The 26,671-nt window shown below is 37.4% G+C and carries 31 protein-coding genes; 26 read left to right on the plus strand and 5 right to left on the minus strand.

Annotated features, from left to right (window positions below; translation table 11 throughout):
* Positions 1–191: 191 nt before the first annotated feature.
* Both PQQ29_RS03680 and PQQ29_RS03685 read left to right on the plus strand, forming a co-directional pair.
* Positions 192–473 carry a transposase gene (locus PQQ29_RS03680; protein WP_010990544.1) on the plus strand — a complete coding sequence of 94 codons (282 nt, stop codon included), beginning with the start codon at positions 192–194 and terminating at the stop codon, positions 471–473.
* Between the two features lie 281 nt (positions 474–754).
* Positions 755–3,244 carry a LapB repeat-containing protein gene (locus tag PQQ29_RS03685; RefSeq protein WP_187984020.1) on the plus strand — a complete coding sequence of 830 codons (2,490 nt, stop codon included), beginning with the start codon at positions 755–757 and terminating at the stop codon, positions 3,242–3,244.
* Positions 3,245–3,295: 51 nt separating this feature from the next.
* On the opposite strand, the gene PQQ29_RS03690 is transcribed toward PQQ29_RS03685, so the two are convergent.
* The 3 genes from PQQ29_RS03690 to PQQ29_RS03700 form a co-directional block, all read right to left on the minus strand.
* Positions 3,296–3,604 (minus strand): carboxymuconolactone decarboxylase family protein, encoded by a 309-nt coding sequence (locus PQQ29_RS03690; RefSeq protein ID WP_187984144.1) that lies wholly within the window; start codon positions 3,602–3,604, stop codon positions 3,296–3,298.
* 62 nt (positions 3,605–3,666) lie between these two features.
* On the minus strand, positions 3,667–4,482 hold the full coding sequence (gene pdxK, locus PQQ29_RS03695; RefSeq protein WP_003760896.1) for a pyridoxine/pyridoxal/pyridoxamine kinase: 816 nt from the start codon (positions 4,480–4,482) through the stop codon (positions 3,667–3,669).
* A 25-nt stretch (positions 4,483–4,507) separates the two neighbouring features.
* Positions 4,508–5,374, minus strand: a complete 867-nt coding sequence (locus tag PQQ29_RS03700) for a Cof-type HAD-IIB family hydrolase (RefSeq protein ID WP_003770854.1) — start codon at positions 5,372–5,374, stop codon at positions 4,508–4,510.
* A 173-nt stretch (positions 5,375–5,547) separates the two neighbouring features.
* On the opposite strand from PQQ29_RS03700, the gene PQQ29_RS03705 reads away from it, so the two are divergent.
* From PQQ29_RS03705 to PQQ29_RS03760, 12 genes are all read left to right on the plus strand, one after another.
* Positions 5,548–6,111 carry a maltose acetyltransferase domain-containing protein gene (locus PQQ29_RS03705; RefSeq protein WP_003760901.1) on the plus strand — a complete coding sequence of 188 codons (564 nt, stop codon included), beginning with the start codon at positions 5,548–5,550 and terminating at the stop codon, positions 6,109–6,111.
* Positions 6,108–6,371 carry a DUF5327 family protein gene (locus PQQ29_RS03710; RefSeq protein ID WP_187984021.1) on the plus strand — a complete coding sequence of 88 codons (264 nt, stop codon included), beginning with the start codon at positions 6,108–6,110 and terminating at the stop codon, positions 6,369–6,371. The genes PQQ29_RS03705 and PQQ29_RS03710 overlap by 4 nt, the downstream gene beginning before the upstream one ends.
* Positions 6,372–6,380: 9 nt before the next feature.
* Complete coding sequence (locus PQQ29_RS03715) at positions 6,381–6,758, plus strand: DUF423 domain-containing protein (RefSeq protein WP_010990547.1); 378 nt, start codon at positions 6,381–6,383, stop codon at positions 6,756–6,758.
* 113 nt (positions 6,759–6,871) lie between these two features.
* A complete protein-coding gene (locus PQQ29_RS03720; protein ID WP_003760906.1) occupies positions 6,872–7,807 on the plus strand; it encodes an ABC transporter ATP-binding protein in 936 nt (311 codons plus the stop codon).
* Positions 7,800–8,570, plus strand: coding sequence for an ABC transporter permease (locus PQQ29_RS03725; RefSeq protein WP_003760909.1), 771 nt, complete (start codon positions 7,800–7,802; stop codon positions 8,568–8,570). Before PQQ29_RS03720 ends, PQQ29_RS03725 begins: the two co-directional genes overlap by 8 nt.
* A 258-nt stretch (positions 8,571–8,828) precedes the next feature.
* A complete protein-coding gene (locus PQQ29_RS03730) occupies positions 8,829–9,713 on the plus strand; it encodes an SDR family oxidoreductase (RefSeq protein ID WP_187984022.1) in 885 nt (294 codons plus the stop codon).
* A 17-nt stretch (positions 9,714–9,730) separates the two neighbouring features.
* Positions 9,731–9,907: a DUF2188 domain-containing protein gene (locus tag PQQ29_RS03735; protein WP_003724412.1), complete on the plus strand. Its 177-nt coding sequence runs from the start codon at positions 9,731–9,733 to the stop codon at positions 9,905–9,907.
* A 123-nt stretch (positions 9,908–10,030) separates the two neighbouring features.
* The gene (locus tag PQQ29_RS03740) at positions 10,031–10,639 is read left to right on the plus strand and encodes a hypothetical protein (RefSeq protein WP_187984023.1); all 609 of its coding nucleotides are present in this window, start codon (positions 10,031–10,033) and stop codon (positions 10,637–10,639) included.
* A gap of 792 nt (positions 10,640–11,431) precedes the next feature.
* A complete protein-coding gene (locus tag PQQ29_RS03745) occupies positions 11,432–12,313 on the plus strand; it encodes a hypothetical protein (RefSeq protein ID WP_187984024.1) in 882 nt (293 codons plus the stop codon).
* 35 nt (positions 12,314–12,348) lie between these two features.
* Positions 12,349–12,777 carry a hypothetical protein gene (locus PQQ29_RS03750; RefSeq protein WP_003760916.1) on the plus strand — a complete coding sequence of 143 codons (429 nt, stop codon included), beginning with the start codon at positions 12,349–12,351 and terminating at the stop codon, positions 12,775–12,777.
* A gap of 1,180 nt (positions 12,778–13,957) precedes the next feature.
* Positions 13,958–14,368 (plus strand): DUF805 domain-containing protein, encoded by a 411-nt coding sequence (locus PQQ29_RS03755; protein ID WP_003760920.1) that lies wholly within the window; start codon positions 13,958–13,960, stop codon positions 14,366–14,368.
* A 143-nt stretch (positions 14,369–14,511) separates the two neighbouring features.
* Positions 14,512–14,934, plus strand: coding sequence for a DUF805 domain-containing protein (locus PQQ29_RS03760; RefSeq protein WP_187984025.1), 423 nt, complete (start codon positions 14,512–14,514; stop codon positions 14,932–14,934).
* A 40-nt stretch (positions 14,935–14,974) separates the two neighbouring features.
* On the opposite strand, the gene PQQ29_RS03765 is transcribed toward PQQ29_RS03760, so the two are convergent.
* Both PQQ29_RS03765 and mogR read right to left on the minus strand, forming a co-directional pair.
* Entirely contained in the window at positions 14,975–15,184 is a 210-nt protein-coding gene (locus PQQ29_RS03765; protein ID WP_003721793.1) for a lmo0673 family protein, read from the minus strand.
* 20 nt (positions 15,185–15,204) lie between these two features.
* Positions 15,205–16,125, minus strand: a complete 921-nt coding sequence (gene mogR / locus PQQ29_RS03770) for a motility genes transcriptional repressor MogR (RefSeq protein WP_003770875.1) — start codon at positions 16,123–16,125, stop codon at positions 15,205–15,207.
* 371 nt (positions 16,126–16,496) lie between these two features.
* On the opposite strand from mogR, the gene PQQ29_RS03775 reads away from it, so the two are divergent.
* From PQQ29_RS03775 to PQQ29_RS03830, 12 genes are read left to right on the plus strand one after another with little or no spacing between them, the layout of a single operon-like run.
* Positions 16,497–16,811: a hypothetical protein gene (locus tag PQQ29_RS03775; RefSeq protein WP_003765560.1), complete on the plus strand. Its 315-nt coding sequence runs from the start codon at positions 16,497–16,499 to the stop codon at positions 16,809–16,811.
* On the plus strand, positions 16,804–17,571 hold the full coding sequence (locus PQQ29_RS03780) for a flagellar type III secretion system pore protein FliP (RefSeq protein WP_003760928.1): 768 nt from the start codon (positions 16,804–16,806) through the stop codon (positions 17,569–17,571). Before PQQ29_RS03775 ends, PQQ29_RS03780 begins: the two co-directional genes overlap by 8 nt.
* Before the next feature lie 12 nt (positions 17,572–17,583).
* A complete protein-coding gene (locus PQQ29_RS03785) occupies positions 17,584–17,856 on the plus strand; it encodes a flagellar biosynthetic protein FliQ (protein WP_003718817.1) in 273 nt (90 codons plus the stop codon).
* A 2-nt stretch (positions 17,857–17,858) separates the two neighbouring features.
* Complete coding sequence (locus tag PQQ29_RS03790) at positions 17,859–18,620, plus strand: flagellar biosynthetic protein FliR (protein ID WP_003724417.1); 762 nt, start codon at positions 17,859–17,861, stop codon at positions 18,618–18,620.
* Between the two features lie 15 nt (positions 18,621–18,635).
* Positions 18,636–19,682, plus strand: coding sequence for a flagellar type III secretion system protein FlhB (gene flhB, locus PQQ29_RS03795; protein WP_003770881.1), 1,047 nt, complete (start codon positions 18,636–18,638; stop codon positions 19,680–19,682).
* A gap of 46 nt (positions 19,683–19,728) precedes the next feature.
* Positions 19,729–21,804: an FHIPEP family type III secretion protein gene (locus PQQ29_RS03800; protein WP_003765567.1), complete on the plus strand. Its 2,076-nt coding sequence runs from the start codon at positions 19,729–19,731 to the stop codon at positions 21,802–21,804.
* Positions 21,805–21,825: 21 nt separating this feature from the next.
* Positions 21,826–23,049, plus strand: coding sequence for a flagellar biosynthesis GTPase FlhF (gene flhF, locus PQQ29_RS03805; protein ID WP_003770884.1), 1,224 nt, complete (start codon positions 21,826–21,828; stop codon positions 23,047–23,049).
* Positions 23,046–23,825 (plus strand): flagellar basal-body rod protein FlgG, encoded by a 780-nt coding sequence (locus tag PQQ29_RS03810; protein ID WP_003760936.1) that lies wholly within the window; start codon positions 23,046–23,048, stop codon positions 23,823–23,825. Before flhF ends, PQQ29_RS03810 begins: the two co-directional genes overlap by 4 nt.
* 28 nt (positions 23,826–23,853) lie before the next feature.
* On the plus strand, positions 23,854–24,642 hold the full coding sequence (locus PQQ29_RS03815) for a CheR family methyltransferase (protein ID WP_003760937.1): 789 nt from the start codon (positions 23,854–23,856) through the stop codon (positions 24,640–24,642).
* Between the two features lie 24 nt (positions 24,643–24,666).
* Positions 24,667–25,002 (plus strand): DUF3964 family protein, encoded by a 336-nt coding sequence (locus tag PQQ29_RS03820; RefSeq protein WP_185520588.1) that lies wholly within the window; start codon positions 24,667–24,669, stop codon positions 25,000–25,002.
* Between the two features lie 26 nt (positions 25,003–25,028).
* Positions 25,029–25,880 (plus strand): flagellar motor stator protein MotA, encoded by an 852-nt coding sequence (gene motA, locus PQQ29_RS03825; protein WP_003760939.1) that lies wholly within the window; start codon positions 25,029–25,031, stop codon positions 25,878–25,880.
* Complete coding sequence (locus PQQ29_RS03830) at positions 25,840–26,667, plus strand: flagellar motor protein MotB (protein WP_003760940.1); 828 nt, start codon at positions 25,840–25,842, stop codon at positions 26,665–26,667. Before motA ends, PQQ29_RS03830 begins: the two co-directional genes overlap by 41 nt.
* The last annotated feature ends 4 nt before the right edge of the window (positions 26,668–26,671 follow it).

Here is a 26,671-nt window from a genome sequence, read left to right on the forward strand (position 1 = left end):
CTAAGAGGTGTGCCAAGGAGTTTAACAGCCATTTTACTTTTAAATCGTAGCATAGAAAATTGGGCGGAAGAAGTCCTATTTTTAGGACTTTATGAAAAAATGTTAGTAAAACTTGATATATTAGAAATGAAAAAAACAGATCTATTTGCATCTTTTTTTATGATATTTAACAAGAGAAAGAAGGAAGTTTTATGGCTAAAGCAAAATATGACGAGAATTTTAAAAAAAGTTTGGTTGCTTTATATCGCAGAGGGAAAACGAAGCATAGTATCTGTCAGGAATTTAGTGTCCCTAATTCAACTTTTGGAAAATGGGTAAAAAAATTTAATAATGATGATAATATTGAATCGAACGAAATCTTAAATATCTTGCAAGCGCAGGAACTTAAAAAACAACGAGTACTACTTGAGGAAGAGTTATCTATTTTGACAGAAGCGATTGCGGTTTTTGAAAATCCGCCTAGTAACGATTGAATTTTGTGTTGAGATGAAAGTGGTTATACCGAAATCAAGAAAAGCAGTTATTCTCTTAATTTTAAATAGAGGATAGCTGTTTTTTTTATTTTTAAATAGAAAATGTTGTCTTTGGGATACTTTTTGTTGATTTTTAGTCACATTTCAGATGGAATTGCTTATATTAATGGACTGAAACGGACCTCATTGTAGGTATAATTGTTCTTAGTTAGATACAAGGATACGCAAGAAAACGGGGGAAATTGAGGCAGATAAACCATACTACAAAGTAGGAGATGTATTTGAAGAAAATTTTACATATTGTTATCGCGCTTAGTGTAATTTGTTCGATAATTTTAGTGCCGGTGGATTGGCCCGCAAAAGCAGACGGTAATAATAAGAGAGATGATCTCATTAAATCTGTCGGTTTTTATAAATCAGATGGTCAAAACGTAATGGCGAAGGAAAACTATAATGAAAAGCTCAATTATTTTTTAGAGGTAGCTTTTGGAGGGAATTCTTTCCAAAAAGGGGACTACTTTAATATTACTTTATCATCTGATACTTTACTCTATACAGAGAAAGCCTATGATTTGAAAGTGGATGTTGACCCAACAGCGGTAACTAACGAACAAGTAGTTGGTAAGGTTACTGTAGAAAAAATTAATGGCTCGCCCACATTGCACTTTGTTTTTACAGAAGATTCAGAGTCCTTTTTTATGAAAAACTTTGATGCGAATTTTAAAATACAGGTGATGCCGGCTCATGGCGATAAAAACGTTATTAACCTTTCTTACAGTGGAGCTGCGAAAAATTTTAAAAATATTGGGACGAGCAGTGTAGAATTGAACGTAAATATGGCAAGTGACTGGCCACCAGTTGGAATAAAAGATTTTACTAAAAAAAGCGGTGATTTATACCATGCGATTTTAGTATATGAAAAGCCTAGTAGCAAAGTGAATTACGAAACAGAAATTTTAGTATCGTATCCGCTTTTTGAAAAACGCATTCCGCTTGGAAATGTGCAAAATATTAAAATTGAAGTTTGGGACGAAGCGAAGGAGATTTATAGAATTGGTGTTGCAGGGGTGGATTACGGAACGATTACATACGATGTTGGAACTCCATTTGTAGGCGGTCCTATTTTCCAAATGAATTGTACTATTCCGTTCAAAGGTATTTCTACTAAAACTCGTGTTAGTTTCGATATTGATACGAATGTGGACGGGAAACCTGGAACAACAGATCCATACTTGGTTAGTCTTTCTTCTGTATCATCGGCTACAAAGTCATTAGAATTCTATCCAGTGAATAATGCTGATACGAAAATGACAGCTGCTTTTTTTGGGAAAGTAACGACGCGTTTTGAGGATGAGTTAGGCAATCCGGTTACTTTTAATGATTATAGTACGGTAACAACACCGGGAAAAGTCAATCAAGATGGTAAATTTGAAATAGCGGAACCTTTTTTACATAATTCCGTGCAAAACGTGGATAAACATGCCTATGATTCCCTTTTGAATACTAATAAATATAAATTATTAGAGATAACTTCTCCTAATAAACTATCTGAAACAGCGGATAATTTAAGTATTCAAATAAAGCAAGGCTACCAAAATGATGTTTTATACAAAATAAAAGCACTCCAAAAACCTGTCATTAGCGCACTTCCTGAAATCGAATATAGTAAAACAGTAAACCGGACAATGGAAGAGTTTTTGGAAGATGTGGAAGCAAAAACAGATATTCCAGCTGATATAAAATGTGATTTAACGAATGTGAAATGGGGTGTTCCGGGCGACTATCCAGTTCTTATTACCGCGGTAAATGAGGATAATCAAGCAGCAGACCCAGTTCCTGTAACGATTAAGATTTCCAAAAATCCCGCACCGGTTATAACGGTAGACCCAGAAATAATCTATGATAAAACAGTGACGAAAGATGAGAGCACATTACTAAATGAAGTAAATGCGCGAACAAATGATGGTTCGACGATTACTTCTAATATAAACGACAAAGTAAAATGGGGCGTGCCAGGCGATTATGAAGTTACGTTGAATGCGGTAAATGAAGACGGCGTAGCAGCGGAAGCGAAAACATTTATCGTTCGTATTTTAAAAAGTCCAGCGCCAATAATCACTGTGGATCCCGAAATAACGTACCCGAAAACAGTAACTAAAACGGAAGCTGAACTCCTTCAAGCAGTAAATGCGCAAACAAATGATGGTTCACCGCTTGTTTCTGATATGAATGATAAAGTAAAATGGGGTGTGCCAGGCGATTATGAAGTTACGTTGAACGCGGTAAATGAAGACGGCGTGGCAGCGGAAGCGAAAACATTTATCGTCCGTATTTTAAAAAGTCCAGCGCCAATAATCACTGTGGATCCAGAAGTAACCTATGATTCCACGATAATAAAAAATGAAACAGAGCTATTAAAAGATGTCCGCGCAGAGACTAATGATAACTCAGCTATTACTTCCGATGCTCCAGATAAAGTGAAATGGCAAACGCCGGGAAGCTATACTGTGACACTGAATGCGGTAAATGAAGATGGAGTCCCAGCTGATCCAGTAACGTTTATCGTGCATATTGTAGAAGCGAAAAAAGCGCCAATTGTTATAGAAGAAAATCCAGCTGAGACGCCTACTAAGCCTAGTAAGCAAAAACCCAAAGAGAAAATTGTTATCAAGAAAACAACGAAACTCCCGAGGACAGGGGATACACAATCGAAAGCTATCTTAGGTGGGGTTCTTTGTTTGGGAGCATGGTTCTTAGTTAGAAAGAAATAGCAAGAACAAAAAAACTTAAGTGAATCCACTTAAGTTTTTTTGAGTTATTTATTAAACTTCATCATATGCTTCTAAGGCAACAGGTAGGGCGCTTATAACAGTATTTCCTACAGCCGGTAAACCAACGAGAATGGCGCTAATAATCTCCTCACGCGTCGCACCGTTTGTCTTTGCCATTGTTACATGGAAAGGTAGTCCGCTTTCTAGGCGGGTGGCGGCCATAACGGCAATATAAGCTAGTTCTTCTGTTTTTTTATCGAGTTTACTTACGATATCTAGTTTATGTACGGTTTCCATCCAGGCAGAGTGTACTTCGGGAGCTTCTTTTGCAAATACCTCAAATGATTTACTTACTTTCATCGAACTCATCTCCTAACTTTTATTATAATAAAAAACCGCCCAGTGTTTGGGCGGTTTTCGTATTATCTATTTTCGGCTTTATTATAAGCACCATGCCAAACAGGACCGATGAATTCGTTTAGGGCAAATCCACCTTTGATAGCTGCTGTGACAAAGTCTTTTGCTTTTGCGACAGCTTCTTCAACCGTTAAACCTTTTGCAAGTCCGGCTGTGATTGCTGCTGCGAAAGTACAACCCGCGCCGTGATTGTGGCTTGGAGAGATTTTTTCTACTTCATAAACAGTAAATTCTTTACCATCGTATAGTAAATCAATTGCTTTATCGCTTTCTAGGGCTTTTCCGCCTTTGATAACTACGTATTTAGCACCTAATTCGATGATTTTTTTCGCTGCTTTTTTCATATCATCTAATGTAGTTAATTTGCCAAGACCGGATAATTGGCCTGCTTCGAATAGGTTTGGTGTTGTGATTGTTGCTTTTGGAAGCAGTAGGTCGCGGATAGCTTCGGCGTTTTCTGGTTGGATTAATTCGTCTTCGCCTTTACAAACCATAACTGGGTCGATTACGACATTTTTTAAATCATATTTATCGATGGCTTCACGAGTTGCTTTAATGATGTCGATTGAACCAAGCATTCCTGTTTTCATTGCGTCAACAGGGCCGCCAGAAAGGATTGTTTTTAGTTGTTCACGAACAAGTTGCGCATCAATTGGAGTAACGCCGTGCGCCCAGTTGTTGTCTGGATCCATTGTAACAATAGTTGTGATTGCGCTAAAACCATAAGTGCCGTATTCTTCAAACGTTTTTAAGTCTGCTTGTAAGCCAGCTCCACCACTTGAATCAGATCCTGCAATAGTTAATGTTTTTTTGATTGTCATTAGTGTTTCCTCCTAAAAATAAACTTTAGTCATTTGTTTCTAACATTTTATAAATGGCTGCTGCAACGCCGTGTTCATCATTGGAAAGTGTTACATGTTCTGCTAATTCTTTGACTTCTTCTTCGCCGTTACCCATGGCTACACTATAACCAGCCATTTTTAACATCGAAATATCATTCATATTATCTCCAATTGCAAAAGTTTCATCAAGTGTAACGCCTAATTTTTCTACATAATATTGTAAAGAAATACCTTTTTGTGCTTCGCGGTGCGTGATTTCAATATTATCGGAAAAAGAAGATGTTACAGATAGTTCGGATTCTTTTTCTAATTTTTGTTTCGCTTTTGCAAGAATGTCTTTATCAGAAGAGAAGGAAATAAATTTAAGAATCGTTAAATCTTTATTGCCTAAAATACGTTCTACATCAGGAATTTCGTGAACGTCTTTTGATTCAAAGCGTTCTTCTACTTTATCCATAATAGTTTCTGCTGGAACGTCTGGGTGGATACGTTTGTGCATTTCAATCATAAATTCTTTGCCACGAGCTTTGTCTGTTGTGATAGGGCCCATGTCAGTGAAGAATTCTGTATACATTCCAAGTTCTGTCAAGGTATTATAAGTGTTGCGCGCTAAGTTTCTATCAATCGGATGTTGCAAAATTATTTTGCCGTGTTCATCGCGAATTTCCGCACCGTTCATACAAATAGCTGGTGCATATAAATTAGCTTTATTAATTAACCCCATTGCATCGTCATACATACGCCCAGTACAAAGAACGAAATGAATTCCTTTGGCGCGGGCTTTTTCGATTGCCTCGACGTTTTCTTGTGCAATCTCGATATCAGAGTTAAGTAATGTGCCATCCATGTCTGAAGCAATAACTTTAATCATAATATTAAATTCCTCCCCAATTTTACCTACCTCACTAGAATATCATTTTTTTAAGAAAAATGCACAAAAGGTAGCTGCGCGTAGTTTTTTGGGAGATGCGATTACTTTACTATATTTCTGTCTTTCATTTGGTTATAATGGATAAGAATAAAACGTGGATTGGATGTGTCAGGATGAAGACAGAACTAGAAAAGATGATTGCAGGAGAAATGTATAATCCTAGCGACAGAGAACTTGTACACGGAAGAAGTCGTGCGCGTAAGTTCTGCAGAGAGATTAACGATACAATGGATTCTGAGTCTCGTAAAAGCGTGCTTAAGCGTCTATTCGGCGGAACAAAAGAAAATGTTTACGTCGAACCAGATTTTCGCGTAGATTATGGTTCTAATATTTATGTTGGCGAAAATTTCTACGCTAATTTTGATTGTGTGATTTTAGACGTTTGTGAAGTACATATTGGTGATAATTGTATGATGGCGCCAGGTGTTCATATTTATACGGCAACGCATCCCCTTGATCCAGTAGAACGTAATAGTGGGCTAGAGCTTGGTAAACCAGTTGAAATTGGCGATAATGTTTGGATTGGCGGTCGGGCAATTATTAATCCGGGCGTGAAACTTGGAAATAATGTCGTGGTTGCTTCAGGCGCAGTTGTAACGAAAAGCTTCCCCGATAATGTCGTCGTTGCCGGTAACCCAGCGCGCGTTATTAAAACAATTGAGGTTGAGGAAAAATGATTATTGCAGATTCAAAGATTTTTGAACAAATGGAAAGTGAATTAGCGAAAGCAAAAGCAGCAACAACAAAAGCAAGTCAAGATAAGCATTTGCATGGCTTGATGCTTCTTGTTCAACTTGCAAAAACGGGCGAGGAAAGAAGCGAAGAAGTGACGAATGTCTCAATTCCAACTTCTGAACCAGCTCAAATCACAAGTATGGATGGGAAGAAAATAGAGTTAGAAGACGGCGCGAATGGAGACTCGTTGCTTGATTTTTAGGGGGTAACTATGAAGAAAACAATTATTACTGGAGCCATTTTTGCAGGGTTAGCAGTTTTACTTGGAGCTTTTGGGGCGCATGCTTTAAAAGACGTACTTGGAAGTTATGCGAGTACTTGGGAAACCGGCGTTCAGTATCAAATGTTTCACGCAGTTGGCATTTTAATCGTTGGAATATTAATGGAAAAACAAGCTAGCCGGCTTTACGCTTGGGCAGCAATTTTATTTTCAATCGGAATTGTCTTTTTCTCGGGTAGTTTATATGTGTTAAGTATTTCCAAAGTATCCATTTTAGGTGCGATTACGCCTATCGGTGGCGTTTGCTTTGTCGTCGGTTGGTTCTTGCTAATTTTAGGGGTATCAAGAAGAACGATGAGCAGATATTAATTAAAAAATGATCGTCTTTTCGCACTATTTTACGTGGAAGACGATTGTTTTTTCTTATTAGCGAATAAGTGCTAAAATAAAGGAATCATAATTTATAAGGAGACAGCAATTACATGACTTATGCACTTGAAATAAAAGGGTTAAGAAAAATTTATTCCACTGGAGTCGAAGCGTTACGCGGTGTTGATTTAACGGTAGAAGAAGGGGACTTTTATGCACTGCTTGGTCCTAATGGTGCTGGGAAATCCACGACTATCGGCATTATCACCTCACTTGTCAATAAAACATCAGGTGAAGTGAGCGTTTTTGGCTATGATTTAGATAAAGATATTGTTCGGGCAAAACAACAAATCGGGCTTGTGCCGCAAGAATTCAACTTCAATCCATTCGAAACGGTTCAGCAAATCGTTGTTAACCAAGCTGGATACTATGGTGTTTCTCGTAAGGAAGCCATTAAACGTAGTGAGAAATATTTAAAGCAATCGAATTTGTGGGAGAAACGGAATGAACGTGCGCGGATGCTTTCAGGTGGGATGAAACGTCGCTTGATGATTGCGCGTGCTCTCATGCATGAACCGAAGTTGCTCATTTTAGATGAACCAACTGCTGGTGTGGATATTGAGCTTAGACGTGAGATGTGGACGTTTTTAAGAGAGTTGAATGAAAGTGGTACGACGATTATTTTGACGACGCATTATTTAGAAGAAGCAGAGATGCTTTGTCGTAATATCGGTATTATTCAATCTGGGGAGTTGATTGAAAATACCAGCATGAAATCACTACTTTCTAAATTACAGTTTGAAACGTTTATTTTTGATTTAGAACCGTATGAGGGAACTTTCGAAATTACGGGCTATAATCATGTTTTTGAAGATAAACAAACGTTATCTGTTGAGGTCGAACGAAATCAAGGGGTCAATCATATCTTTGAACAATTAAGCGAACACGGCATTAAAGTGCTTTCAATGCGTAATAAATCGAATCGCCTGGAAGAACTATTTTTGAAAATTACAGAAGAAAAACATCAAGTGGGGGAGAAACATGTTTAATCTATATTTTACAGCGTTAAAAAGTTTAGCGGCGAAAGAAACCAACCGCTATATGCGAATTTGGGTGCAGACACTCGTGCCGCCAGTTATCACGACTTCGCTTTATTTTATTATTTTCGGAAAAATGATTGGTAGCCGCATTGGGGATATGAATGGCTTTTCCTATATGGAGTATATCGTTCCTGGGCTGATTATGATGTCTGTTATTACGAGTTCTTACGCCAACGTATCGTCTTCCTTTTTCTCGCAGAAGTTTCAGAAAAATATTGAAGAAATTCTTGTTGCGCCAGTGCCAACACATATCATTATTTGGGGCTTTTTGATTGGCGGGATTGGTAGAAGTGTTCTAGTGGGAGCACTTGTTACGCTTATTTCGATGGTGTTTGTGCCGATTCACATTCATTCTTGGACGATTGGTATTATTACCTTTTTAATGACAGCAATTTTATTTTCACTTGCGGGACTTATTAATGGGATTTTCGCTAGATCATTTGACGATGTATCCATTGTTCCAACTTTTGTATTACAACCGTTAACGTATCTAGGTGGCGTATTTTACGCGATTTCGATGTTACCGCCAATCTGGCAAGCAATTTCTAAAGTGAACCCGATTGTCTATATGATTTCCGGATTCCGCTACGGTTTCCTAGGAGTTACAGATGTACCAGTAGTAATTTCTTTATCCATTCTTGTTGTATTTAGTGTCGTTCTGTACTCGATTTGTTGGTATTTAATCAATAAAGGACGAGGACTCAGAAGTTAATAGAAATTGTTTAAAGAGAGAGCGGGTTTCCGTTCTCTTTTTTTTCATGTTTACTACAATTCTTTTTCAATTTGATGTTAAACGTTTTAGCGTAAAACAGGAGGGAAAACATAAAGTAATGGGGGGAATGAAAATGGGAAATAAAAAAGTGAAGCGAAAACTTAGCGCTAATATTTGGTGGATACTTATATTGGCCATTTTAATAATTTTCGTAGCCTATCTAGTAATGGGTTACGTTGCAAAAATATAGGAGGTTTTATGATGAATAAAGAAAATCCATTAAACAAATACCATACGGGAAAATTTGAAAAACAACGGCAAGATTATCCAGGTCTTCAAAGTAAAATGACACCTGTGCCAGATACGGGCGAATCAAGTTATCAAGGTGCGAACAAATTAACCGGAAAAAAAGCCTTTGTAACAGGGGGCGACTCGGGAATTGGTCGAGCTGCGGTTATTGCCTACGCTAGAGAAGGTGCTGATGTCGCGATAAATTATCATCCGGATGAAGAAGTAGATGCACAGGAAGTTAAAGCGATTGTTGAGGAAGCTGGACAGAAATGCGTCTTACTACCAGGTGATTTACGAAAAGAAGGTTTAGCGAAAGAGTTAGTGAAAAAAGCATATAACGAGTTAGGTGGACTAGATATTCTAGTGCTAAATGCTGGACTACAGCAATATCAATTAGATATTCAAAAACTTCCAGCTGAACAATTACGTGACACATTTGAAGTGAATGTTTTCTCTGTTGTGTTCGCAATTCAAGAAGCACTTAATTACTTAAAAGCAGGAGCAAGTATCATTTTAACGTCCTCCATTCAAGGCGTTAAACCAAGCGCTCATCTCGTTGACTATGCAATGACAAAAAGTAGTTTGATTTCATTAACGAAAAGTTTAGCTGCTCAACTAGGTGAAAAAGGAATTCGTATTAATGCAATTGCACCAGGTCCAATTTGGACAGCGCTACAAATTTCTGGAGGGCAACCACAAGAAAGTATTCCAGAATTTGGTCAAAATCAGCCACTTGGACGAGCAGGTCAACCAGCGGAACTTGCGAGCGCTTATGTGCTGCTAGCATCAGATGAAGCAAGTTATACGACTGGGCAAGTATACGGAATTACTGGCGGTGCTCCTATTAATTAAAAGCGAGGTGAGAGGTCGTGCCGTGGACAAAAAATGATTATCCTGATTCGTGGAAAAATCTAAGAAAGACCGAACGCGAAAAAGCAATTGAAATCGGCAACGCGCTATTAAAAGATGGCTACTCAGAAAGCCGCGCCATCCCAATTGCCACTTCAAAAGCAGAAGAATGGTATAAAAATCATAAGGAATCGTAATGTTAAACTAAAAAAACACTTGAAACGCTAGGCTTTAAGTCTACTGTTTCAAGTGTTTTAATTTTGATAAAAGAAGTGTACTATTTAAATTAAGAGAGATGATGACAACGAGGAGGAACTTTTATGAATAAAAGAAGATGGATTTTCAGCACTGTGGTTGCAGCTTTCCTATTGATTATCGGAGGATATTTAATTTATCAACAGATGAAACCAAAACCGTTCACCGAAGTAGTGGCAGAAGCTAAAATCGACGGTTATGAGAGTGGGGATGAACTAGAAAACGCTAGTAATGTCATCGTAACAGGTCAACTAGAAAAGCGCGGAGATTCAATAATAGAGCGAGCTTCAGATGATGCTGTGATAGGTGTATCTAGAATGTCCACTTTTAAAATAGCTCAAGTTTTAAAAAATGAAACGAATGACAATTTAGCAAAAGAAATGATAATCCCTGTTTATGAAAATGAAGGTTACGATGCCAAAACGAATACGACATACCATATCGCTGGCTATACAAAAATGGAAAAAGAAGAAAAATACCTGTTGTTGTTGCAAAAAGATTCAGAAGATGACTATTATGTCCCGACAGCAGTTGTTTTCGGAAAAATAAATCTTGATCCTAATAAAAGAAATAAATTATTTCCTAAAAACAGCGACACAGAAGCAGCGGTCAATCAAGTACAAGCCGAAGTTTTAAAAAATCTTGAAAATGAAATCGAGCGAGAAGACAAATAATTTTGTTCTGTTGCATTTTAGTTAAATTCGTCATCTAATTTTAATACAAAAAAAGGGTTTGGATTGGGTGAGATGGGTATTATATAACCATAAGCAATGACAATGCCATTACTTTTTCTCCCTTTTTTGTAGTGGATTGTCTTTACTTACCTTAAACTCCCTTTTATACTTTTAGCGGTTGTTAGCAGCCACTAGGAGTATTTTTTTTGGAAATATATTTGCTATGTTGAGGGGCAGAAAAGTGTAGTAGATAAAATCTTCTCAGAATTGAGTGGAATAAAGAACTAAAAGTACATTGAACACGAATAGAAAAACGGAATATTAATCTAAATACTATTTACCAAGAATACATGGGACACTTAAGCTTTAAGAATTGCTAACAAATTAATAAGAACTAGTAATAAAAACACCTCGGACAAGGGAAAGTTCGAGGTGTTTTTGCATTTACTAATATTTGTAAATGCCACTGGGAATTCAAGTAAACAAAACATATGGGTGTTTGGGAAATCACCACTTCAAAAATATATCATTGCTTGAATCTAATAGGCTGCAATGTAGTATAAATCACACACTAAAAGAACCTTAACGGAATCAATAATAAATACGTTTTATTCCAAAATGTACTAGACATAAAATGTATTTCTGTATTTCTTGCAGTGTATCATTTATAACACTAAATAATAACCAATCATAAATACCATGTTACTATGCGTTTGTGCATAATTCATTACAAAATAAGTAGGTTCTATTCTACAAGTAAAAGCAAAATAAACTAGAGAGCGAAGGGAAAAGATGAAGAAATGGTTGTTTGTTTTTTTATGTGTTTGTTTTCTTAGCCAATGTTTAAGCAGAACAGTATTTGCGGAAGAGTCTGATCAAAAGATTGCCTATTTATACCAAAAAGGGATAGCAGAGGGAAAGATAGCGAGTAAACTATATCCTTATGATGCGTTTAAAGAAAATTATGAAACAAACCAGGTTACCTATTCAGCACTGAAAGATGAATTTAATACAAGTGATTCTTATGACGAATGGTTTTCTGAAAGTTATAATTATGGTGCTTTTCCTGATGGAGAGGGGCATGCGAATTCTGAGTTGAAAATAGAACAACGAAGTACTACTTCTAACGGAAACAGGTTGAAAGCAGCAATCCAAAAAGGAGACATACTAATAGTTGGTGGTGGAGCCGGGCATGCAGCAATTGCAACAACTGATAATTATATTTTAGAAATGTCTGGGAGCCAAAATTTTGCAAGTTGGTTCATAGGTGGGATTTCAAATAATAACCACCAATTCACTAAACAAAACTGGATTTTTGGTACATCCAATGAACAAGGTGCTTCATCTGCTCCACACATTGCGAAATGGATTCAATTATGGCGAATGCCAAACCAAGCGATGGCTAAGCAGTGTGCAGACTATGCAGACGCCAAATTTTGGAGTAGTACACATAGTTATACTAAAAATCGCCATATTACTTATAGGCTTACTTCTGGAACACTCACAACGGATCCTAATTACTGCTCGAAAATGGTATTCCAATCCTTTTACTTTGGAAGCGGATCTGCAAATGTAATACAAGGATTTTCTGCGGCTTTAACAAGTATTCTTCCAAACGCTTTACCTAATCTATTTACGAATAATTTTAAACCTTATAAAGTTGGAACCTATTAAATATCATAGGTAAATAATTGGAAAGAGTGATAAAAATGAACAAAAATATAGGAAGAACTACAGAGTTTTGTTTAGGCTTATGTGGGGGGATATTTGGAATTTTAGCGGCAACTACTATGTTGGGATTTACGATACCAGATATAGGTGATATAGATTTTAGTTATTGGTTGTTATCCATTTTATTAACGAGCATATTTTCCATTTCTGGAGTAGTAGGTTCTTTGTTTGTTCGTAAGCACCATCTACTTGGAGGTGTTTTAATGCTCGGTGCTGCAATCGGTGGAGTACTGTCACAAAATATGTTTTTTATTATGTATTTAGCTTTTCCACTCCTCTTGATTGGTGGATTAGTAGCACTTATTCGAGGGGGAGAGTTTTTAAAACTATTTAGTATGTGGTGGTTTTATATCGTTTTAGCATTATCTATCTTTGTTCCACTTTTACTTTTCCGGGGATATTACTGAGAAGTGGAGGAAAGAAAATATGAATAAAAGATATTATACTGCTCTAATGGTTTTATCGTGTTTTAATATTCTCTGGTTGTTGTCATTTATTTTCGCTACAGGTAGGGGGATTGGCATTAAACTAGATGATAATCAATTACCGGGCTATATAATTATTGGTTTATGTTTGTGTATACTTACTTATGCGTATTTTGTAAATCGCATACAGCTTCGTAAAATAATGATTGCTAGTTTAGCCTTATTAGACGCTTTGTTTATGTTTCTAGCATGGGAGAACCAAAACATAATTAATTTTAATGAGGGAATGTTTGTATTTATTATTCCTATCTATTTTTTGTTATTTATATGTATTTTTTGCATAATTGATTTTTATTTAAGTTTAAAGAGGTGATTTAAGTTTGAGTAATTTTAACATACTGGGAACATTGATGTTAATAGCTGTTTTAACTTTTTAGTCCTTTTTCCACTCAATAAAAGAATATATGTTTAAAAAAATGTACTATTAGATGAAGGCTATTTTTAGTTGTGGAACATGCGATGTTACAGAGGTTAGAGGTACACAGTTGAGGAAATAAATGGGTTTATTATAGCAAGTGAATACTTAAAATATTTTGAAATAAAACAAGTGCTTTTGTTAGTGAGCCTTTTTTATGCAAAAGAAGAAAAGAAAACAACTTAGTAAAAGATAGTAATAAAAACACCTCGGACAAGGGAAAGTTCGAGGTGTTCGGCATTTACTGATATTTATAAATGCCACTGGGGATTTTCTAAGTGAACAAAGATATGGATATTTGGGAAAGCATCCACTTTCAGAATTTATCACAGATAGAGGCGTTTAAATTGTAATGTAGTATAAATCATACAATGAAAGACGTTCTTATAAAAACGGCATTCATTTATACATACCACTAATTACTTTGAAAGATTAAATTGTATCTATTTTTTAATTAATTTTTAGGAACTACGAGAAGCTTTATAATTTAAAAGCGTTTTATTCGTGGATTTTTAAGAAATGGATTTTTGGCCATTAGTGAGTTTTAAGACCTGTGTCATTAGTCCTAATTTTGTTTGTGAGTTGAAATGTGTCTATTTTATGAATCTTTTAATTTTAACCTTGTGCAAAATACAAGTGGCGTATATCCTTAGTGCTATAACTAAATTTAATTACACAGGGGGAAATATGGGGTTTTTAGAAGCTTATAAGTCATTTTGGAAGAATTATGTGAATTTTAGTGGTCGTGCACCAGGTTCTGCATATTGGTATGTAGTGGTTTGGAACCTGATGATTATTGTACCTCTTCGTGTTATGGCAGCTATTTTTGGCGCTTCATCAATGATAGATGGGGTTGGCTTTGCTGGAATCGTAGTTATGTTCTTTCTTGTTGGTCTACGGTGGTTGTACTGGTTGGCTACTATAGTCCCACTAACGAGCCTTATTGTAAGACGACTACATGACACTGGGAAAAGTGGCTATCTTGCTTTCCTTGCTTTAATTCCAGTCGTTGGATCCATTATTATTATAATATTTATGTGTTTTGAAAGTGATGGACCAAACCAATATGGAGATGTCTATCATAAATCAGAGGTTTAAAAGAAAAACGAGCTAAAACTAACACTTAACTTTTTTATAGATTTATATGTGGATTTTATGAATATTTATATGAAAAGTTTATTTAAGTAAGTGCGGACGTATATTCTTAGAAGAACAGTAAATTTTTATACATAGGAGGAAATATGGGATTTTTAGAAGCTTATAAATCATTTTGGAAAAATTACGTTAACTTTAGTGGGCGAGCTCCGCGGTCAGCGTATTGGTATGTGGTAGTTTGGAATGTTATTATTTTTGCAGTATTATACTTTTTAGCTTTTGTTTTTGGCATTTCTATATTTATGGAAAGTGCTCTTGGGGGAACGGGTATTGCGAGTAGTGGTGGGGCGCTCTTTATGATGGTTCTTATATTGCTATATTTACTAGCAGTATTACTTCCTACAATTAGCCTGATGGTTCGGCGTTTACATGATTCAGGGAAAAGTGGTTTATACTTATTGCTTGATTTAATTCCGTTTGTTGGTAGCATTATTATGCTTGTCTTTATGTGTCTTGAAAGTGATGGACCAAACCAATACGGTGATTTAGATAGTGAATTTGATATTTAAATATTAAAAACGAGCTAGAAATTAATTCTAGCTCGTTTTTTTAATGGATTCCTTCGCTTACAAGGAACCAATTCACTTGATTTGTATTGATAAAGTAAGTTAAGTCATATTTCGTTAACTCGATACATTTTTCGTTAAAAAGGTTTTTTAGGTCTGCTTTGGATAATTCGTGGATGCTGATGTTATTAATTTTTGCGTCGTCATCTAGACGAATTGATTCACCATTTACTGTATAAATCTCGATATACATCGTAACACCCCTTTCATAACTTACATTTGCTTATAATTTTCTTTGAAAACACCTAGTTGGTTAAGTGTTACAACGAGTTGCTGACTGAAAAGTGGCAGCGCTTGGATCTGGTCTAAGTCGCTTGCATAAGCAAAATCAGCTACTTGTAGTACTAGTGTATGGAACGAGTCTGTCATTGTTTCATTTTGTTGTTTTAAGTAGGAGTTTTCTTGTTCCAACTCTTGATATTTTGTTTGAAGATCTTGATATTTTTTGTCGAGTTCTTCTTTTTGTACTGCAAGGGAAGAGAGTGAGTAGATGCTTTTAAGTAAGTCATATACGTTATTTTCTTCACCTTGATTTTCGCTTAAAAGTTGAACATTGCTTTTGACGCCGGAAAGTAGATCGACTAGATTTTTTTCGCGTGATTTGTCGTAGCTGATTTGTTCTTTGATGGAGGTTGGCGCTTTAAATTCAGCTGGAACAACTTTTCCGAAAATGTTGGTTTTTTCTTTTTTAGTATTCTTTTGTGTTTTTCTTTTTCTCCCTGGCTTGTTTTTCGGAATATCTTCTACTTGGATAAGCTCTTTTTTTAGTTTGTAATAGGTGTTTTGTAGTTGGCTTGGTGTCTTTGGAAAAATCCGCAAGTCGTTTAGGCTAAGCATTTCAGAAATATCAAGGACCTTCATATCTTCTAAAATAGCAATTTGGTAACATGCAGAAAGTAGTTCTAATTCGATTTTTAACCAACTAATATTGGAATGCATATATTTTTCGATTCCACCGTGTTCTTCAACGGCTTGATAAAATTCAGTGAGTAATTGGTAGATTTCTTCGGCAGTTTGTTCGTTAATGCCAGCTTCTGAAGCCATTTTTTTAATTTCAGTAGCAGATGAATTCCCCGGCTCATCTACTTGTTTTTTGATTTCTTGAAGTAATTTTCTTATTTCTGATTTAGGCATACAATCACATACCTCTCTATCCTATAGTATTATTGATTTTCTGTTTATTTTTATAATAACAATATATGTTAGTTGTGTAAAGGGAACGCGAGTAGGTCAAAAGGATTGGGTATGAAGAACCTTTTTTTAAGTTAAATAGAAAAATATAAATCGAATAATGAGAAGTTTTCCTTTGATACAGCTGTTACGCTGGCTGTTTTTTTATTTTTACACACAATTTCATTTTTAAAAAAAAGTATAGATTTTTTCTGGATTTGGTGTAAAATTTTATATTGCAGTTACAAAAAACACTTTATTGATATATATTTTGAAAAAATGATTTATTTTTGTAATCTGATGAAGGGAGTGAAAGGTGAATTTACCTTACTTGAATGGAATATTTTTTATCACTTTTAAAAATTATTGTACTTTTAGCAGTACTTGCTGGAATTTCTTATTTTTTAGTTAAGAAAAATAAGCAAGCGAATCGCACGAGAAAAAGCGAAAATGACCTAATAAAGTTGAAAGACACTCTCTTAATCTCTCATCAGTTACGTGCAGTTCTTCTGGAGGCAGACGGGGAAAAGGTGCTGGCTATTATTTCTAACAATGATATTCGAACGGTGTCATTAAAAGGAAATAATATCCAAAATGAGGCACTTTTCCGAGAATTACTTTTGAAAGAGGAGACTAAGGAAAATGCGTAAAATAGCTTCTAGACGAGTATTTCAAGTATCTTTTGTTGTTATTTTTGCAATTTCATTGGTTTTCTTTTGGCCCGGCGTGAATGTTCATGCGGAGAGTTGGCTTGATTCTCTTGGTGTAAATGGGACAGACGGGGTTAATTCTAGTGTTGCCCTCTTTGTTTTAGTCACGGTTCTTTCGTTGTCTGCATCGATTGTATTAATGTTCACACACTTTACTTACTGTATTATTGTCCTCGGCTTAACCAGGCAAGGACTTGGTGCAACTAACTTACCGCCCAATCAAGTGCTTGTAGGGCTGGCGTTATTTTTATCTTTGTTTATGATGCAACCTTTAATTACAGCTTGGTATGACGATGTATATAAGCCTTCGCAAAAAGAAGAGTGGAGTGCGTCAAAAGTTTGGGACGAAACACAACCACTTCTAACAAAATATGTTGCAGAAAATACATATAAGCATGATATTAACATGATGTTGAAAGCAGAAGGAGAAGACCCGGTTACAAAAAAAGAAGATGCACCTCTTATGGCCTTAATGCCTGCTTTTATTTTGACACAGATTACCCAAGGATTTTTAACTGGGATGTTTATATACTTGGCGTTTATTTTTATAGATTTAATTGTTAGTACGCTACTTATGTATCTTGGGATGATGATGGTGCCGCCGATGACCATTAGCTTACCATTTAAGATTCTTGTTTTTATTTTCATTGGCGGATATGGATTGATTACCAACATGATTTTTCAAACAATTCACTTTTAAGGGAGTAGCAAAATGAATTTAACGCCGATTACGCAAATTTTTCAAGATTTTTTCTATAGTGGGCTGGCGCTTATTTTGCCGGTGTCGCTCATTTGTATCGTGGTCGTGATTGTGGTAGCGATTTTGATGGCGATGATGCAAATTCAAGACCAATCGCTGACGTTTTTACCGAAGATTATTGCTTTTGTAGTGGCGCTCTTTATTCTTGGACCGTGGATGTTTGAACACATGACGGATTTATTTGTAGGAATCTTTTCCAAATTACCCCTGATGATTAGGGTGTAAACATGGAGTTTGAATTTTTCCTTGCTGTAGTGATTGTTTTCAGCCGAGTTGCCAGTTTTTTATTTTTCTTTCCGCTTTTAAAAGGACGTAACATTCCGAACAGTGTCAAAGTTGTTTTTGGGATGGCGATCTCTATTCCAGTTGCGACAGGGGTCGATGTTTCTGGTATTACGACATTACCTGATTTGCTACTCCGGGTAACGTCTGAAGTGGTATTTGGATTAGCGCTGGCGAAATTGGTGGAAATCATTGCGGTAATTCCAAAAATGGCTGGTTTTATGATTGATTATGATTTAGGATTTTCGCAAGTAAACTTGATTGATCCGTCTTACGGGACGCAAAACTCGATTACAGCTGCGATTTTAGATACTTTCTTTGTCGTGATATTCTTGTCACTTCAAGGTATGGATTACTTAATTTATTACTTAATGAAATCGTTTGAATTTACGGCTTCGGTTTCGATTTTATTTGAAAAAGGGTTTATTGATTTGCTGCTCGGGACGCTTGGTTTTGCGCTCGCATCAGCGGTTTCGATTGCACTTCCGATTATGGGTAGTATTTTTATCGTTAATATCATTCTTGCTTTTATCTCTAAGAGCGCTCCGCAAATCAATATTTTTATGAATGCGTTTATTATAAAAATTACGTTTGGGATTTTCATCCTTGCGTGCGCAGTTCCTATCTTGAGTACAGTTTTTAAAAATTTGACAGATGAGATGATTCAACAATATGTGTCGTTTTTTGATTATTTACTGAAAAAATAGGGAGGAGAAAAAAGCTTGGCGAAGGATAATAAGACGGAAAAAGCAACGCCGCGCCGCATTAAGAAAGCTCGAAACGAAGGTAATGTGGCGAAAAGTAAAGAACTTAATAATGCTTTTTCACTGCTGATTGTAGCTGGGCTTCTTTATTTTTTTGGAGAAATGTTTATTAAAAACACGATCCAAGCATTTGTTGCTCTTTTAAAACAGCCGCCGAAGCTTGCTAGCATGGAAAGTTATAGTTTGTTTTATTTAATGGAATTTGGCAAAGTGCTAATGCCTGTCATGGTGATGGTAGTTATTTTCGGTTTAATGAACTACGGGGTGCAGGTCGGGATCTTGTTTTCCGCAAAGGCTGTGAAACCTCAGTTCAAACGACTGAATCCGGCGAACTATTTTAAGCGTGTGTTTAGTGTCAAGGGGATTGTCGAAGTTGTTAAAGCATTACTTCTAATCACATTACTTTCTTATGTGGCTTACATTGGCTTTCGGGATCACTTAGATACACTCATTAGTTACACTGGACAAAATTGGCTCTACTCACTCAGTCAAATTTTCGCTTTATTTAAAAATGAATTTCTAGCTTTATTCCTAGTAATCGCGGTAATTGGGCTGCTCGACTTCTTTTACCAACGCTACGATTATAAAAAAGGTTTGCGGATGTCAAAGCAAGAAATTAAAGATGAAATGAAGGATTCGGAAGGGCGCCCGGAAGTGAAGCAACGCCAACGAAGCATTGCACGGGGACTTCTCCAAGGTTCGATTACGAAAAAAATGGCGGACGCAACTTTTGTCGTTAATAATCCGACGCATATCTCGGTCGTGATGCGTTATGACAAAACAAAAGACCATGCGCCCAAATTGCTCGTTAAAGGGGAAGATGAGCTGGCACTGTTTATAAGACAGGTGGCGGATACGGACGGGGTACCGATGATTACAAATAGACAACTGGCGCGAAGTATTTACTATACGACGAATCCAGATGAATACATACAAGAAGATTTATATAAAGATGTTATTGAAGTGATGAAAGAATTGATGGACGCAGACAAAATCAAGTTCTAACAACATATGAGCGACCTTTCTAAACTTAGAAAAGGCAGGTTTCAAAATGGGGAATTTAGGTGCTATAAAAAAATATTTTGCTATCTTGATTGCGGTCTCGTTTGTTATTGCACTTATTGTGCCATTACCTCCATTTGTGTTGGATTTAGTGCTTGTGACGATCTTGGCGTTCTCAGTGTTAGTTTACATGCGTGCCACATCAATTAAAGATTGGAATGAATTGAAGTCATTTCCGTCTTTACTACTTTTGATGGGGATATTTCGTGTTTCGATTAATATTTCTACGACGAGGGCGATTTTAACTACAGGAGATCCGGGACAAGTAATTAAACAGTTCGGGAACTTTGTTATTGGCAGTAATTTTGTTGTTGGGATTGTAATTTTTATTATTCTAATCGTCTTTCAGTTTATTGTGGCAAATGGTTCATCCCGGACAGCTGAAGTTGCTGCCAGATTTACGCTTGATGCTTTACCTGGTAAACAAATGGCGATTGATGCGGATCTGAATCAACGTTTGATTACAGAGCCGGAAGCGAAAGAAAAACGCGCTTACTTGAATATGGAAACCGAATTTTACGGGGCAATGGACGGAGCTGGGAAATTTGTAAAAGGGGACGTTCTTTTTACCGTTTTGCTAGCTGTTGTTAATATCGTTTTTGGTTTAATTGTCGGAATGGTTCAAGGCGGACTGTCATTCGGAGAGGCTGCGGTTAAATATACGGAGTTAACTATCGGGGACGGTATCGTGAGCCAAATCGGTTCACTACTAATGGCAATGTCAGCCGGGGTCATTGTTACTCGAGTGTTTGATGGTTCGGATGATAACGTTGCGGTCGGGATTTTTAAAGAATTAATGCAAAACTCGGTGGTTGTTTATACGCTTGCTGCAATGTTTATCTTAATGGGCGTATTTAGCCCACTCCCTGCGATTCCTTTTGTCGGAATTGGGATTGTGCTTGGTATTATCGGTTACCGTACGCAATTTAATTTAAAGAAAAAAGAACAGTTGGAACTGGAAAAAGAAATGGAGCTTATCCAGTCGGAAACAAGCTCTGCTGAAGCGGAACACAACCAAGCATTTGGGGCAGCACGCGAGAAATTCCCAGTGGTGGTCGAACTTGGCTTAAATATTGCGGCACTCGTGAAACAAAAAATGAATGGTGAAACGGCGAAAGATAAAGTCGTCTTGATGCGAAAATCGATTTTACAAGATTTAGGCATTGGCGTTCCTGGGATTAATTTTAAAGATAATACAAGTTTTCAGCCGCGCGGGAAATACGAAATTAAAGTAAAAGGTGTTGCGGTTGCGAGCGGGGTTTTAAAAGCAGGACATTTATTAGCGTTAAAAACACCAGGCGTGATGATGGACCTTGACGCTGAGCCGACGAAGGATCCGATTTTCGGGGAAGATGGTTATTGGATTTTGCCGGGAGAATTGGAAGATGCGCAAATGAAAAACTATCAGGTGCTTGAGCCGCTGAGTATTTTAATTACCCACCTGGATGTCGTTTTACGGAAAAACTTACATGAACTACTGATGCGCCAACAAATTAAAGATTTAATTGACGGGCTTGCTGATGAAAACCAAATTTTAATTGATGAAATTAAGAAAAAAGAAATTGATTATTCGTTGATTCAAGGGGTACTTAGACAACTTTTGAAAGAAGGTATTTCAGTTCGTGATTTACCAACGATTGTCGAAGGAATTATTGACGGACAAACAATTTATCCGAATGATCTAGACGGAATTACAGCTTTTGTCAGAGAGCGGATTTCAAAAGTCATTTGTGAGCAAGCGAAAAACCAAGATGGCAAAATTTACGCGCTACTTTTACAAGATTCGATTGAAATGGATACGGAAATTGTTAACACGCCGTATTATGGCTACGCGCTGAACTGGGCGCTCGATAAAGAACTGCCAATCATCCAAAAAGTAAGAGATACCGTAAATAAAGCGCAACTTACTGGACGCGAACCAGTCATTTTAACAAGGCGGAAAGATTTTCGTTTTGGCTTTGTACGAGTTCTAGAAAGGTATCAATTGGATGTACCGGTGCTCTCTATTAGTGAACTGTCACCGGAAACGGAAGTGGAGCAAATTGCGTTGATTGAACCAACTTGATGAGGGAGGTAATCCGTAGAAATGGGAAAACATTTAGTGGAAAAGATGGAAATTTTTAAGGCGAATTCCAAGCGAGAAATACATAAAAAAATTCGCTTAGTAACGAACGAGCCATATAAAATTACGGATGAACGTGTCACAAAGCTTGGGATTTTTAAGAAACAGTATGAAGTGACGGCGGTCATTATGAGTGAAGTAGCGATAGCAGATGGTCGAATGGACTTCCAAGAAACCTTTCAAAAATCAGTTGTGAAAACGAGACCAAAAACGGACGATTTATTAAAAAAGGAAAAACTACTAGAAATGCTTGCCGCGGGGGCGGAACTTGCACAGTCAACGCCACTCCTTGAAGAACGTAAAACACAAGAAGAAGAGCTTACAACTATGCGCCTTGAACTGGCGGCATTAAACCGCGAGCTTGCTGTAAAAATGCGTGAGGAGCGCGAGCAAAATAGTGATTTCGTGAAATTTTTGAAGAGCCGCGGAATAAGCGATACGTATGTGGCAGACTTTATGCAGGCGGGACGAAAACAGTTTAAACAAGTGGAAACAGCTCATTTAGACGATATTACCGATTGGTTTGTCCCGTATTTATCAGGAAAATTAGCGGTGGAAGATTCATTTGACTTAAGCAACCACCGAATTATTTCTTTAATTGGGCAAACCGGTGTTGGGAAAACGACGACACTTGTAAAACTGGGCTGGCAACTTTTGAAGCAAAATCGCACAGTTGGTTTTATTACAACAGATACTTTCCGCTCGGGTGCGGTAGAGCAGTTCCAAGGTTACGCGGATAAACTTGACGTCGAACTCATCGTTGCGACAAGCCCTGCTGAACTGGAAGAAGCCGTGCAGTACATGACGTATGTTAGCGGTGTGGATCATATTTTGATTGATACGGTTGGTAGGAACTATTTGGCGGAGGAATCGGTAAGTGAAATCGCTGCATATACGAATGTCGTTCATCCGGATCTAACTTGTTTTACATTTTCTTCTGGTATGAAAAGTGCTGATGTGATGACGATTTTACCAAAACTAGCAGAAATTCCAATCGATGGTTTTATTATTACAAAAATGGATGAAACGACCCGAATTGGTGATTTATACACGGTAATGCAAGAAACGAATTTGCCGGTGCTCTATATGACTGACGGGCAAAATATAACCGAAAATATTTTCAGACCAAAAAGTCGTTGGTTGGCAGAACGATTTGTTGGGACGGATAGGAGGCAGGTACTGGAATGAAAGGATTATACATTGGAGCAGCTGGGATGATGAACTATATGCAACATATTCAGGTTCATTCTAATAACGTGGCAAATGCGCAGACGCCAGGTTTTAAATTTGATCAGCTCACAAGTGAAGTTATTTCTAGGAATAAGGTGAACTATCAGAACAGTCCTGTCGCTAGGCAAGTTGGAACGATTGATTACGGCGTTCGACCAGCGGCGACACATATTAATTTAACGGCTGGATCAAGTTATATTACGAACCGCGACCGAGATTTCTTTATGCAAGACACAAATCCAGAACAAGGTAGTAATTTTTTCATTACTGCCAAAAATGGTGAGATTTCTCTTTCAAGAGGCGGACAGTTCCATACTGATCAATTTGGTTTTTTGCGGACGGCAGATGGCGCCAATATACTCAGCTCAACCGGAGAAGCGATTCAAGTTGGCCAAAAAACAGCTATCCGAGCCGAAGCAAACGGTGATTTATATAATGCAGAAACTAATCAATACTTGGGACGTCTTGGAACAAAATTTGTTTCAGCAGATCAAGTGGACAGCTTAGTGAAAGACGGAGAAGGAAGGCTTCACGTCAATGGAATAAACACCATGAATCTACCAGCTGGACAAGGGAATATTCAAAACGGTGTACTGGAAACGTCCAATGTCGATTTAGGCGTGGAAATGGTACAACTGATGGATAACCAGCGCATGGTACAAGCTTCAAAAAATGTCGTGAATATGTTTGACAAAGTATACGACAAAGAAGCAACCGGATTAATTCGTCAGTAACGACCTAGCTAAGGGGAGGGGAAAAAGAATGATTCCAGATTTGGAGAAGGATTATCTTTACTTTACTCGTGTCGTCAAAAGGGACTTAGGTTTAGATTTAACGCTTTATAAAGAAACACAAATGAAACGGCGGATTTTATCTTTTATCGTGAAGAAAAAATATATTACATTTGGAGAATTTTTCAAACATCTTAAAAAAGATGCATTGCTTTTAGATGAGTTCATTAGTTTGATTACAATCAACGTTTCTGCTTTTTTTCGGAACCGCAATCGTTGGGATGTGCTAGAAAAACAAGTGATTCCAAGACTGCTTGAAGATAGTCGCGGGAAGCTTCGCGTGTGGAGTGCGGCTTGTTCATCAGGGGAAGAGCCGTATTCGCTAGCAATTATGATGGAACGTTCGGTGGGCACGCGGCACTATGATATTTTGGCAACGGATCTCGAACCAGCTATTTTAAAACGAGCAGTCATCGGAGAATATCAAAGCCGCCAAATGGAAGAATTAAACGAACAAGAACGACGTAGCGCATTCATTGAAAAAGGGGATACATATCAGATTTTACCTGAATATCGTAAAGCTATTCGTTTTCGACGTCACGATTTGCTGACGGATTACTACGAAAAAGGCTTTGACTTAATTGTCTGTCGCAATGTGCTGATTTATTTCACGGCAGAAGGAAAACATCAAGCATACCAGAAATTTGCAGATTCACTAAGACGTGGCGGTGTTCTTTTCATCGGAGGTTCAGAGCAGATTTTGAACCCGGCTGACTACGGGCTTGCCACATTAAATAATTTTTTCTACATAAAAACCTAGCAAAAACGAAATGGAGTTGGTTAGATGGGACGAATGGAAAACATTAAAAATTTAGCGTTTTTTGAGGACAAACCAGGACTCGCAGAACAAATTTTAATGCTTGAAAAGAAAGAGCAACTTTTTTTACCAAATGAATTTGAAATTAGACAAACAGTTGGCTATGAAATCGGGGATAAAGAAGTCATTCTAGGCCGACTCGAGTCGTTTTATTTTCTCGCTTTAAAAGGTGTTAAAGAAGAAAATTACCGCTCGCAAGCATTTGCCAGTGAAGCGGATGCCAAAGCGTTTTTCGTTCATTTACCAGAAATGGAAAACGAGTTAATTGCTTTTTGGTTAAATGAAGTGGAATTAGTTCGCTGAAAAAAGTAGGTGGGAGATGAAGTAACGTGGAAATAACAACGATTATAGGACTTGTGTTGGCAGTGATAGTCATTGCGGGTTCGTTTATGATTCAAAATATATCACTGGCGATGTTATTTAGCGCAGAAGCATTAATTGTTATCATTCTTGGGACAATTACGGCTGTTATGATGGCGCACCCATGGAGTGATGTAAAAGTAGTACCGAAACTGTTTAAAATTCTTTTCACTAAAGAAAAGATGCCAGACAAAGTAGAGATACTTGTGCAGTACAAAGAATATGCCGATGAAATTAGGCGTAGCGGCGTACTTGCGCTAGAAGACTCAGTAGATGAAATTGAAGATCCATTTATGAAACGAGGCATGCGTCTAGTAGTAGATGGACAATCTTCCCCAGAATTTTTACGGGATGTTTTGGAAGAAGAAGTGGCTAGTATGGAAGAACGCCATGCTGCTTATGCCAAGATTTTTGCATCGGCTGGAGCATATGCCCCGACGCTCGGTGTACTTGGAGCAGCAATGGGACTCATTCATGCGATGGGAGAAATGTCGAATCCAGATAAGCTTAGCGAAGCAATAGCCGCGGCGTTTGTTTGTACGATTTTCGGTATTTTCACCGGTTACGTGCTTTGGACACCATTTGCCAATAAATTAAAAGTAAAATCACAAAAAGAAGTGCATTTGCGATATATGATGATTGAGGGAGTCGTTGCGCTTCAAGAAAGAAATGCACCACGTGTTGTGGAAGAACGTTTATTATCTTTTTTAAGTCCAAAAGAGAAAGATGTGCTGCGAAATGGAAAAGGGAAGAAAACGAGAGAAGTGGAGGAAATTGAGCGTGGCCAAGCGTCGCAAGAAACCGCAGGAGGAACACGTTGATGAAACGTGGTTAATTCCATATAGTGATTTGCTGACACTTTTACTTGCGCTATTCATCGTTCTGTTTGCCTCCAGTTCCGTTGATGCTAAGAAATTCGAACAAATGGGAAATGCATTTAAGAAAATTGTTGAGGAAGGCGCGGCAGGCAATCAAGCATATGTATCCAAAGAAAAAGGACCAGATGATCCAAATGTGAATGCAGTCTTGAAGGCGATGGAAGAGCAGGATAAAAAGAAAGAAGCAAACGAACAAGAGAAAGCCAAAAAAGCAGCAGCTGCCTTACTTAAAAAGCAAAACGAAGAAAAGATTGAAGCATTTAAAAAACAAATCGATAGCTATATAGCAGCAGAGCATTTGGGAGCAAAAATTACGACGAAATACTCAGACGAAGGGCTTTTAATCACCATTCGCGATGATATTTTATTCCAATCTGGTAGCGCAGAATTATCTGCAGACAAACGCGAGATAGCCAAAGAAATCGGCGAACTATTTGCGCAAGGTAAAGGAACGATGGAAGGTATTGTTTCCGGGCATACCGATAATGTGCCAATAAGTACATCGATTTATTCCTCCAACTGGGAACTAAGCGTCGCGCGTGCTGTTAATTTCATGGAAGCAATTATTCAAGAAAACAGCGAAGTCAACCCAGGTGAGTTTAGTGCTCGTGGTTACGGAGAATTCAGACCCGTCGCCAAAAATGACATTGCAACAAATCGCGAAAAAAATCGGCGTGTAGAAATCATGGTGCGCCCAATTAATCGCGATACACTTGATGAAGATAAGTAGGTGA

The organism is Listeria innocua (assembly GCF_028596125.1).
GTDB lineage: Bacteria > Bacillota > Bacilli > Lactobacillales > Listeriaceae > Listeria > Listeria innocua.